Source organism: Promicromonospora sukumoe (assembly GCF_014137995.1).
GTDB lineage: Bacteria > Actinomycetota > Actinomycetes > Actinomycetales > Cellulomonadaceae > Promicromonospora > Promicromonospora sukumoe.
Genome location: NZ_JACGWV010000001.1, coordinates 3,057,066 through 3,068,088, shown reverse-complemented (window position 1 = coordinate 3,068,088; position 11,023 = coordinate 3,057,066). Strand labels below are relative to the sequence as shown.

The following is an 11,023-nucleotide window of genomic DNA, read 5'->3' as shown; positions in this document are numbered from 1 at the left end:
CGCCGGGCGCTTCGGCTACCTACCCCGACCGCATGTGGTCCCTGAGCCGAGCGTGGGACCCAGTGGGACCAGGGTCTTAGCAGGACGGCGGGCTGTGCAGAAGGCGCTGCCACAGGCCGGGGACAGCATCGCCGGTGCAAAGGCGTCCGGAAGTCACCTTCCATCTCGGGGCTCAGCTCCACGACACTGCTATCCACGGGGTGCGGTGAGTTCTTCCCCGATGACGAAGGACTCACTGTCTCGGGCTCCGAAGTCCGACCATCGGATCGGGATCTGCTGGGGGCTGAGGCTGTCGTCCGGTCCAACGGCATGCGCCGCGACATCCTTCCGGTATCGCAAGAACGATTCCACTTCCCGCCGAACAGAGTTCGCAGGGATGCCGCGCGCACGCAGGGGACGCTTGTCTTCGCGTTGGTGATCGATCTGCCATGCCCGGATCACAGACTGGCTCTTCGGGACGTTCTCGGCCACGACGATCAGTGTCCGGCCGTGGATGCTGCCGATGTCGATGAAGCCGCGCTTAAGCCAGTACGACTCGATCGTACTGCCATCGTAGTAAAGGGGGATGTACGTGATCTGGTAGCCATCATCGAGGATGTGAACTACCCCGGTGAGCACCCAGACTTCGTGCCGAGAAATTCCCCGCACTCGTTCTCTCTGCTCAAGGGCGCTGAAGAGTGCTTCGCGTAGGTAGTCGGATCGCTTAGGGGTCAGCTCGGACTCTGTCATCGGTTCTCCATGGTGTGTGATCCCGTGCGCCGAGCACCATGTGGCGTGCGACAGTTCCGATGCCCGACCCTTGGTACGAAATCATCCTCGTTACTGAACGCCGATGGCTTCACCGCACGTGATGGACAGTTGCCGACCCTTCGGCCAAGGTGCAGCGATGCGTATCAACCGCCGTCCGGCCCGAGCCCGAGTTCGATCCGCGCCGCGTCGGAGGGCTTCGCCCGAAACTGGTCGAGTGGGACGTGCGCGTTCGACGGCGACAGGGAGTACGGCTCATGCCGAGCTCTGGACGAGCCTCTGGTGGGTCGAGGTACTGCTCCCGGTGCTCCTGGCGCTCGGGCTCCCCATCATCGTGGGCGTCCTGCTCCAGAACCCCGCGACCGATTGGTCGCTATGGGATGCGGTCCGAGATGGATTCGACAGATTCATGCCGATGGGGCCGGGCGGTCAGCTGGGCATGCTCCAGACCCTGGTGGGTATCGCGGTCGCTGCAACGTTCGCCTTGATGGACACCGTCCGCCGTGGGCAGACCGTCGCACGCCTTAACCGTGGTCGGGGCCGCCGCAACGATGCGTTGCTCGTGCGCGAACTGCGCTTGCTCGACCGCATCAACGGTATCGAGTGGCTGGCCTGCCACCTGTTCATCACCGCATGCATCCTCTTGACCGCATCATACTGGCGGTATGGCGGCGACGGCTGGGCCCTGAACGGGCTCACCTCGGCCAGCCTCGGGGCATGGATCTTCATCCAGATGCAGAAGGTCCGGTACTCGACCGCATTCGCTCATGATGTGCGTAAGGCAGACCGGACGCGGATCGAGCATGCTGTAGAACAGGCGGCGTACCCCCTGCCTCTCGACCGCCTGGCATCCGCCCGCTGGACTCTCCTGGCCACGCTCACGCTTGCCTCCGGCGCGTCCGTGATCGCTCTGCTACCTGTGGGGGTAGCCCAGGTCGTCGTCATGGGGCTGGTAGCGCTCATCTGGTTCGGCGCCGCTATTCAGAGTCGCGAGGCCGCAGTCGCCTACGTTTTCCAGCAGCGACTTTGGAGTTGGGTCGGCCATGGCGTTGCCTACACATTCTCGCTCCTGGCTCTACTCATCACAGGTCTTGCGAGCACCAGCCTCAGGATGAACGACGCGACTCCCTACCTGATCTACCTCGGCATCCACACAGCACTGTTCGCGCTACTCACTCTTGGGTTTGCCGGCCGCGGCCTGGTCAAGACCCTGCACGTCATGACGATGCTTGCCGCAGAGAAGCGTCTGGTGGCCTCCCGGCGTTCGCGAAAGCCCGTGGTGGTCTTGCTCGATTGAATTCTCGGTGTCGAACAGCGCCTAGCATTACGCAATCCAACCCGGCGCCCCTGCTACTACGGCCGCATCGGCCGGTAGGGCATCTTCCGCGGACGTCGAGGAGGCTCGACCAGGTCGTCACCGGGCCAAAACAGGCCGTCGAGTAAGAACTCGCGCACATGTGCTGTCAGTACGTTGAGTTCCCGTTCCCGGTCCGCGGGGCCGAGTGTCGCCGGTCCATTTCGCGAATAGACGTCGAGTTGGACACGTGGTCCGTTGGCGAGCAGCGCGCCTACTGGCTGCGGTAGGCCCAGGGGCATCGCATCGCATTCCCCGCTGTGGGAAAGCTTCACGACGGCTTCGACCACGGCTTCCCAATCAGCGACCTCGTACCAGAGTCGGCCGCCGTCTAGCTCGAACGTCAGAGTCGATAAAGGTACGAGACCGCCCTCAACGCGTCCGGGGAACTCGGTCAGGCACCGATACATCCTTCCGCCGTCGGGCTGCGGGACCGCCGGGTGTAAGAGTGTTCGAGCGTGGACGATGGTCGCGTTGATCGGGACTGGATGCGCGGCCGATTGGTACGGCTCGTGCAGTGCCAGTAGGTACACATCCTTGGCTGCCATGGATTCCTCGTCTCCCTCTAGTGCGGGATATCGCCCACCTGTCAGGTGTTCGCTCCGCGCCAGACTTTTCTACGCGAACACCTAGGTGAGCGCGCGCCGGTTCACGACCTGCGAGTCGGCTTCAAACAGTCGGACCCGCACGCAGAACATCGTGGCGCCGATTCGCCCTACCAACTTGGCTTGACGTATCCCGGCGGAGGGAAGTGAACTGAGGTACGGCGGCTAGCGCCGACTGCGCTCGCCAGCAGTACCGCGGCATCTACCGTCGATGTCCACTTCGGGTCACGTAGATCTTCCGTCGCCAGCAGTGTCCTCAGGTGCGTCAGCACTTTGCGTATTGCGACAGGAGAAGACTCCACCCGCCTGACGCACTCATCGAGCCCGTGCTCGGTCGTCGTGACGGTCTCCACGACTTCAACAGCGATAGCCCCGGCGAACGCGGCTCGGCGTTCTTCGTATGCGGCGCGCCGACACCGCTGCGAGCACCACTGCGCGGGCCGTCCTGTGGTCCTTACCGGAATGGGGTCCCCGCATCGGGGGCACAAGCCACGGGTGCCTACGCGATGACCAGCGGAGCGGGGCTCGGTGGGCTTGCGAGACCTGTCGCCTTCCGGCTCACCGGGACTGCTATCGACGCTCATGTGCGCACCTCAAACCTTTCGTACGGACGAAACCGCTCACAGCTTGTGCAGTAGGTGTGTGGCCCTTACCGAAGCGGTCCGCGGGACCCGCTGTCCGTTCGCTCGACTGCCCTCGCCACGCAGCCGCACGCGCGTCGTCACACGTTCGCGCGTCGCTGCCATAGTCCGTCAGCCCTGTCCGTGCTGCCAGTCGCTCGATGACCGCAGCGCTGGGTCTCTCCGGTGCGTCAACCGCTCCGAAGGGGATGTAGGGAGGCCCCCATCGCCGGTACCGGGACGGGGGCCTCATTGCGCTGATGCTTGGCGGCCAAGGTGGGCTCTGTCGAGAGCAACTGCTGGGCCGATGGTGCTGGGTTCTCACCTGAACCTACGACGGCTTCTTGTTGCCGTGGAGTCGGTATCGGGTCCACTGGCACGCACCGCGCAGGGCTGCCTCACGGTGTGGGCTGGGGAACTCAATTGCCAGGCGACGCCATTGGCCGTAGGTGGTCGCGGCGAACGCCGTGAGGGCGTCTGGGGTGGCGCTGGGGTGCTTCATGCCCCAGGTGTCGGACACCAGGCTTTCGGCGTCGGCCGGTTCGTGCCTTTCGCCGATCAGTCGGGGAACGAGTAGCGCGGCGTCGACCCAAGGCGGGCCGATTCGGGACCATGCCCAGTCGATTAGGCGGACCTGGTCGCCGGTGACGAGCAGGTTGAGCTGGTGGATGTCGCCGTGGACCAGGGAATCCCCGAGCAGGCTGCTTGGTACCTCGGCGTCGGACTGGACCAGTAGATCGAGGTGCTGCTGCTCCCAGGCGTCGAGCTGGTCCGGGTGGTGCTCTGCGAGCCACTGCCACCCTGCCAGGCGTGCGTACCGCTTGCGCAGCGGTGCGACGCCAGCGGCAGGGCTCGGAGTGAGTTGCCGTGCGAGCTGGGAGAGGGCATAGACCACGGCCGGGAGGTCCGGTGAGCCGGGTGTGAGGTCGGCGTGCTCGCCGGGCACGGTCTCGTACCCGGCGAGCAGCCATCCCTCGGCACGCACGACCCACAACAGGCGAGGCGCCTCACGCACCGCGTCGCGCAGTCGGGCGTTGACCTGGATCTCGTGTTCGTGCACCGTCACCAGCCGGTCATAGTTAGGAACACCCTTGACGAACACCGACCCGTTTGCCGTGTGCAGGAACGCGGCGAAGGTCGAGTTACGCCCTGCCGATGGCGCCTCGGCACGGACCACGGTCCCGGTCTCGGCTTCGACGGCGCGGCGCAGTGTGCTGGGTAGGTCCTCCCATGAGCGGCGGTGCATCGTGCCTCCTCGTGGCTCCTGGTGGTTGGTCAGGGTGTGGTGGAGCTGGTGCAGCCCTGGTGGCACTGCGAGCAGGCGACCGAGTGCGCGGTGGGCCACAGGTCAGTGTCGACGTAGAACCCGGCCTCGGCGATCGCGTCCACCGTGTACTGGATCGCGTCGTGAGCGGAGTCGCCCCGGGTCGACGGGTCCTGAGGGTCGGTGGGCACGTGGTGCAGGAACCGTCCAGCAATCTGCTCGCAGAACGCGGTGTAGTCAACGGTGTGCAGGATGAACTCGTGCCACCCCGGGTCCACGATGTCGGACGGCGACAAGGGCCGGCCCTGGTGGGTGGCGGTGGTGCCCAGGAACGCCAGAGCCTGGTCCACGATCCGTGCCGCCATGCCCGGGTCGTGGTCGTGCTCCTCGGCGACTCGCCGGACGAGCCGGTGGAACAGCTCCGGCTCGACGAGCGACCGGCCCTCTCGCAGTTCTCGTGCGGTGGTGGTGGTCATGTTGGTTCCTCCTCGTGGTGCGGGGTGGTGCTGGACATGCCCGCCAGAAGCGGGCTTGCGGCTGGGCAGGGGTACAGGGGTCTGGGGCGCCACCCAGCCGCAAGATCAATCGGCGAGCCCTGTTACAGGCCGCTCAGGGGTAGCTCGAACCCAGCCGGGCCATCAGCGGTCACGCTGCGCCACCACGCTCGACGGCGGCCCTCCTCGCCACGCGGGAACGGCATCCCGGCGTCTAGGGCGGCGGTCTCGATGGCCCGCATCGTGACCCCGACTCCGGACGGGATCGGCGCATGCCGCACCCAGTGGCCGTCCTGGAGGGTCCAGGCCTCGCAGCGGGCCAGGTCGGGTCCGCTGCCATGCCACACCCGCAGCACCACCGGCCCCGGCGCGATGCGCTCAGCGGTAGCAATCTGGGCGGCCAGCCGCGACAGCGTGTGGTCCACGGCCGGGATCAGGGAAGCGAGCACGGGGAGCACCCCGGCCTGATCGATGCTGTCGGTGGTCTCTCCGGCTGCGCTGCGCACGATCGCGGGCGCCTGGCCCATCGCGACCGAGCGTGCGGCCCAGGCCAGCATGTCCAGATCGTTGACCCCGTCTCCGACCGCCACCGTCCGATCGGCGGGGATGCCCAGGTGGGCGCGGACGGTGTCGAGTGCGACGGCCTTGTTCACGCCCGCTGCAGTCACGTCGAGCCAATCCGGGCCCTGTGCAGCGACGGTAACCCCGCAAGCGCGTAGGGCGTCGGTGTACCGGCGGATACCGGGCGCGGTGAGCACGACCCGCGTCGCTGGTTCGGCCATCAGATCGGTCAGTAGGACGGTCTTCTGCTGCCCGTTCAGTTCGCCGGGCTCGAAGACGCCGCTGGTGCGCCACCCCCACCCGACCTCTTCGATCGCGATGTGCACGGCCGGGGCAAGGTCCAGGGCACGACGGATCACAGGTGCAGGATCGAAGGTGCGTGCCTCGACCACGTCATACCCGGAAGGCGCAGCCCGGTCGAGACGCACGGTCACGGCTCCGTTGGAGCACACCGCCCACCCGTGTGTCAGACCCAGCCGGGTGACGATCGGCAACAGCCCGGCCAGGGAACGGCCCGAAGCAGGCACGATCTCGTGCCCCGCTGCGCGGACCAGGTCCAGAGCCTCGACCGTGCCCGTAGTTATCCGCTGCTCGCCGTCCACCAAGGTTCCGTCGATGTCGAGAGCGACCAGGGCGCGAGTGCTGGTGGTTGTCGCCGTGCTCATCGGGCCACCGCCTGACGAAGCACCGAGCGCACCTGGACTTCTAGACCGTCGCGCTCTCCGGTCCACAGTGTGTTGCCGGGGACAAACATTCGATGGTCCAGTGGCAGGTCCAGCCCGAGCGAGCGTGCGATGGCTTCGCCCTCGGCGAGGTGGATGGGGTGCAGGCACATGCGGTTCCGGGTGATGGTCACGACCTCGATCCGGTGCGCGCCGACCTCGCTGACGGAGGCCCCGGCGTGCTCGATCGCGCGCAGCAGGCCGTCGTCGTTCTCGGTCAGTAGCGGTGTTGTTCGCATGGTCGGCCCCCTCCTGCGGGTTCCCCGTGAACTCGCAGGACGAGCCTCCGCCGGCACTGCGGCTCGCACCACGGCCGCTCGTGCAGGGTTGGGCCGATCGGGGCTGGTGAACCCTGCCTGGCAGGCATGGTTCTGGCACGGGCGCGCCGCTATGGTCGAACGGTGAAGCTGCTGCCTTTCGACGAGTACGTCGCCTCGCTCCCGCGCAAGCGCATGTCCGCGGGTGTCCTGCTGTATGACGACGCGGGCCGGGTCGTCCTCGTCGAGCCGTCGTACAAGCCGGAGTGGGATATCCCCGGCGGTGTCGTAGACGATGGTGAGGCGCCCTGGCATGCCGCTTCACGTGAGCTGACCGAAGAGCTCGGGCTCGTGCGCCAGCAGATGCGACCTCTGGTCATCGACCACGAGGCCCCTACGGACGACGGGATGCCGGACGGCATCGCCTGGGTCTTCGACGACGGCGCCATCAGCGAACACAAGTTGGCGGCGCTGTCACTTGATGACCCCGAGGTCGTCTCGGTGGGCCTGTACCGGCTGGACGAGGTCACCGGCAAGACGACCGGCCCGCTTGCCCGCAGGTTGTCGACCGCGCTCGCCGCTGTGAAGAGCAGTCTTGCCCCGGTCCTGTGCGACGACGGAGTGCCAATCTCGGGTACGCCATGACGGACCTCGCCGAGAACCTTGCACGACTACGCAAGGCCAAGGACCTGTCACAAGAAGCGCTCGCCGAGCGTGCCGGAGTGGGTGTCGACACGGTGGCGCGCATTGAACGCGGTACCCGTACCACCTGTCGCCCGGCCACGCTTCACCGCCTCGCGGCAGCGCTTTCCGTCCCTGCCCAGGCGCTTCTTACAGGAGACGACCACCGGCAGTCGGCTCTGGCGACCAATGCGGAGATGGTCAGGCTGCGGCAAGCCATCACCAGCGGCGGCCTGGTCCCGGGTCTGTCTGACTTCGCGGAGAACACCGAAACTGTGTCGTTGACCGGCGCGGAGCGTCAGACCACGGCGGTATGGCGGCTCTACGTGGACGGGCGCCACACCGAGCTGCTGGCGTTGCTCCCCGGTGTGCTCGCTGACGCCCGCCGGCTGGTCGAGACAAACCACGGCGATGAAGCCGCTGCCGGACGGCGCCTCCTGGCCACCACGTATCGCATCGCGGCGGGAATCGCCGGCCGCCTGGGCCAGGACGACCTGGCATGGACGGCGGCAGAACGAGCACTCGACGTCGCACGCAGTTCAGATGACCCCGAACTTCAAGAAGCCATCGCGCTGCGCTACCTCGCCTGGACCCTGGTCCGACAAGGCCGGGAGAACGAAGCCGAACAGGTCGCAACGAACGCCGCCGAGGCCATCCAGCCCACGATGCTCGATGCAGAACCGGTGCGTACCGCCGTGTTCGGAAACCTGCTGTTCAACGCGGCCACCGCTGCCGTCAAGGCTGGTGCTGTGCACCGGGCGGCCGATCTGCTGGCCGAGGCGCGGTCGGCCGCCGCTAGGACCATGACCAGCGTCGTGACCGAAGCGGCGATCTTCAGCCCGCGCGCGGTCGCGCTTCAAGAAGTCGACCACTGGTCACGGAGCAACGACCCTGAGACGGCGCTCCACCAGGCGGCCACCTTGCAGTCGGTGCCCGGCCAGCTCCCTGCATTCTGGGAGGCCGGTTCCGCCTTGCACATCGCGTCCGCCTCCCTCAAGACCAGGCGATACGACGAGGCGCTGCACCACCTCGACCAGGCCCATCGCCTCGCCCCAGACTGGGCCACCAGCCAACCCCTGGGCGTCATCACAATGCGCGCGCTGCTCGACCGCGCCACCAGACGACGCGGACCCCGATTCGCCGCACTCGCCGATGCCTTCGGCGCGTCCTGACCGAGTCTCCGTGTGTCCAGCAGGGTCGAAGTGGTGCGCGCACCTGACCTGCACAAACGTGTCTGCACACCTTGGTGTGCGCGCCTCTTGGTGTGCGCAGGGCGCGCGCACTGAAGCCATCCTCGACGCATGAACATGTACGTACACCCGGGCCGCCGGGTGCAGGCCAACAGGTGGAGCCCGCTGGACCGGTCGCTGTGCCGGGCCCGCGAGCGAGCACACAGCAGTTTCGATGTTTGCTCCGTAGGTCATGCCCACGAGTTGGGGGACATGCGTCCGCCCTGGTCGCCGCCATGTCCCCCACCTGAGACATGCCCCGAGATGCTCCATGGGGGACGTCGAGTGGTACATCGACGGGTACAGGCACCGTGCACAATCGCGAGCATGAGGCGCACAGGTGCAGATGCACACGGGCTAATTCGGACATCCGCGGTGGTGGCAAGTTGCCACCACCGCGTGACGAGCAGGTTCGCCCCGGCTCCGCCCAGCACCATCCAAGTCTGGCGCTCACCATCCCTTGGGCTAATTCGGACAGTTGCGGTGGTGCCAATTTGGCACCACCGCATGAACTGGCTTCCCGCCGTAACGGATGAGAGCCAGACCACCGGCCAGGACCCCGGGGACAAAAGGGAAAATAATGGTTCCGCCGATTTGGCAGGACCATATGACCTGCACAAACGCTCGGGCGCCGAGAAGGAGAGTCGAGATGGGTAGCGCACTTCCACACAGTCCGCATGCCGCCCGAGATTCGCGTGCCGGTAACCACCAGCTCGTGCCGCTGTCCGTGGCCGCTGAGGTCTTCTGCGTGTCAGTCAAGACGATCCGTCGTCGGATCGCTGACGGGACGGTCACAGGTTATCGAATCGGGCGGCTCATCCGAGTTGATCTGGATGAGTTGCGTGCAAGGCTGGCGGTACCAGTGGCAAGTGCTCATCGCCGCGACACCGAATGATTGTCTCCGGACACGGGTCCGGGCGACGGCCCGTTGTGGGACCGCCGCCCGGACTTCACAGGCGTCTGTGCAGGTCATGCATGGCTTTCGCGTGACACGCGTGGGAGCGCGTGCTTCTCGCGGTCAGATCAGGCGGTGGTGCCGGCTGACGCGGGAAGCACCACGAGTCCGTCCAGAGCCCCGGCGATCCGAGCATCTGCACCTTGCACTGCCGTCTGGTAGCGCATGGCTGCGTTCGGCGTCGTATGTCCAAGCCGAGCCATGAGTTCGGCGATGGTCGCCCCCGTGCCTGCGGCGAGCGTGGCGGCCGTGGTGCGCAGGTCGTGCAGCCGCAGATCCGGTCGGCCGATTGCTTTGCGCGCCTTGTCCCAGGCTTCCCAGAACGTCGACTGCGAGATTGGTGTCCCCACCGTCGACGGGAACACGAGCCCGTCTGGGCCGGGCTGTGCGGCGCTGCCAAGGTGTTCCTTGAGAACGGACGCCACAGCGGGCGGCAAGGCCACTACACGGCGCGCAGCGGCCGTCTTGACGTCTCGTACGACCTTGCCCTGCCCACGAAGGTTCTGGACCTGGCTGTGCACACTCACGGTCCCGCCTGCCACGCCTACGTCCCTCCGACGGAGGTTACGCAGTTCGCCCGACCGCAGGCCGCTCCAAGCCGCAAGGAGCACCATCACCCGATACCGCTCGGGAAGGTGCCCCAGCAGGGCAGCGACCTCCGCTGGCGTCGCGATGGCCTTGGCCGAGGCTCGCGGTGCGCCGGAGGCTCCGCGGACGGTGCACGGGCTCCGGTCCACCAACCCGTCACGGAGGGCAGCGTTGAAAATCGAGGAGAGGAACCCGTAGACGCGGGCAGCCATCGTCGGGCCCGTAGCGGCCCGTACGTCGGTCAGCCACGCCGTGACGTCCGTCGACGTCACCGACCGAAGCCCGGCACGCCCGATCGGCTTGTCCGTGATGAACCGCTCCCGGTAGCGGTCGTACTCCTCCCGGCTGCGCGGCGACAAGTGCCGCAGGACGAGGTTGCGTTCCGCGTACTGGTCCACCGTGATCGACACGGCAGCGGTTCGCCACCCCGGCGGCGTCCACTCCCCACGAGCGATCAAGCTTTCTTCCCGAGACAGCCATGCCTCGGCGTCGACCTTCGCGGTGAACGTCAGCGAGTGCTTTGCCGTGTCCGGTCCGACGTACCGGGCACGGAAGCCCGTCGTCCTGCCAGTCCGGGCGTTCTTGCGACGCTCGACCATCCCGAAACCACGCTTCTCTGTCATGGCACTACCTCCCACAGTCAGGTGTTCTGCGAACACCGGCCTGTGGGACCGCTGTGGGACCCCGGGAGTCCCGAAGGGGCTCCTGCTGTCCACACCAGTCCATCAGCACCATGCATGCAAAAGGCCCTCTGACCTGCGTTTCCGCTGGCCAGAGGGCCTTGCCTTGCTGGTGGGCGATACTGGGATCGAACCAGTGACCTCTTCGGTGTGAACGAAGCGCGCTACCCCTGCGCCAATCGCCCGTGCTGCCTGCCCGGTAGGGCGTGCGTGGACGATATTAGCCTGGTTCCAGCGCGGATGCGAAATCCGAATCGCCGGGCCGC

Annotated in this window: 10 protein-coding genes and 1 tRNA gene; 3 read left to right on the top strand and 8 right to left on the bottom strand. The window is 66.7% G+C overall.

Annotated elements, in window-relative coordinates; genetic code table 11:
• Nucleotides 1-189 precede the first annotated feature (189 nt).
• The gene (locus tag FHX71_RS13615; protein ID WP_182617056.1) at nt 190-729 is read right to left on the bottom strand and encodes a hypothetical protein; all 540 of its coding nucleotides are present in this window, start codon (nt 727-729) and stop codon (nt 190-192) included.
• A gap of 322 nt (nt 730-1,051) precedes the next feature.
• Here FHX71_RS13615 and FHX71_RS13610 point away from each other — a divergent pair, with 322 nt between their 5' ends.
• A complete protein-coding gene (locus tag FHX71_RS13610; protein WP_182617054.1) occupies nt 1,052-2,044 on the top strand; it encodes a hypothetical protein in 993 nt (330 codons plus the stop codon).
• 56 nt (nt 2,045-2,100) lie between these two features.
• Here the strand turns inward: FHX71_RS13610 and FHX71_RS13605 are convergent, their stop codons facing one another.
• The 5 genes from FHX71_RS13605 to FHX71_RS13585 all read right to left on the bottom strand — a co-directional run bounded on the left by FHX71_RS13605 (nt 2,101) and on the right by FHX71_RS13585 (nt 6,606).
• On the bottom strand, nt 2,101-2,649 hold the full coding sequence (locus FHX71_RS13605) for a hypothetical protein (protein ID WP_220489674.1): 549 nt from the start codon (nt 2,647-2,649) through the stop codon (nt 2,101-2,103).
• Between the two features lie 1,008 nt (nt 2,650-3,657).
• Nucleotides 3,658-4,572, bottom strand: coding sequence for an aminoglycoside phosphotransferase family protein (locus tag FHX71_RS13600; protein WP_182617052.1), 915 nt, complete (start codon nt 4,570-4,572; stop codon nt 3,658-3,660).
• A gap of 29 nt (nt 4,573-4,601) precedes the next feature.
• The gene (locus tag FHX71_RS13595) at nt 4,602-5,066 is read right to left on the bottom strand and encodes a glycine-rich domain-containing protein (protein WP_182617049.1); all 465 of its coding nucleotides are present in this window, start codon (nt 5,064-5,066) and stop codon (nt 4,602-4,604) included.
• Between the two features lie 122 nt (nt 5,067-5,188).
• Nucleotides 5,189-6,310: an HAD family hydrolase gene (locus tag FHX71_RS13590; protein WP_182617047.1), complete on the bottom strand. Its 1,122-nt coding sequence runs from the start codon at nt 6,308-6,310 to the stop codon at nt 5,189-5,191.
• Nucleotides 6,307-6,606, bottom strand: coding sequence for a hypothetical protein (locus FHX71_RS13585; RefSeq protein WP_182617044.1), 300 nt, complete (start codon nt 6,604-6,606; stop codon nt 6,307-6,309). The genes FHX71_RS13590 and FHX71_RS13585 overlap by 4 nt, the downstream gene beginning before the upstream one ends.
• Nucleotides 6,607-6,768: 162 nt before the next feature.
• Between FHX71_RS13585 and FHX71_RS13580 the strand changes: the two genes are divergently transcribed.
• Both FHX71_RS13580 and FHX71_RS13575 read left to right on the top strand, forming a co-directional pair.
• On the top strand, nt 6,769-7,269 hold the full coding sequence (locus FHX71_RS13580; protein WP_182617042.1) for an NUDIX domain-containing protein: 501 nt from the start codon (nt 6,769-6,771) through the stop codon (nt 7,267-7,269).
• Nucleotides 7,266-8,477, top strand: coding sequence for a helix-turn-helix domain-containing protein (locus tag FHX71_RS13575; RefSeq protein WP_182617040.1), 1,212 nt, complete (start codon nt 7,266-7,268; stop codon nt 8,475-8,477). Before FHX71_RS13580 ends, FHX71_RS13575 begins: the two co-directional genes overlap by 4 nt.
• Before the next feature lie 1,080 nt (nt 8,478-9,557).
• On the opposite strand, the gene FHX71_RS13570 is transcribed toward FHX71_RS13575, so the two are convergent.
• Nucleotides 9,558-10,700: a tyrosine-type recombinase/integrase gene (locus FHX71_RS13570; protein WP_182617038.1), complete on the bottom strand. Its 1,143-nt coding sequence runs from the start codon at nt 10,698-10,700 to the stop codon at nt 9,558-9,560.
• Between the two features lie 167 nt (nt 10,701-10,867).
• Nucleotides 10,868-10,942: transfer RNA gene (locus FHX71_RS13565), tRNA-Val, on the bottom strand.
• Nucleotides 10,943-11,023 lie beyond the last annotated feature (81 nt).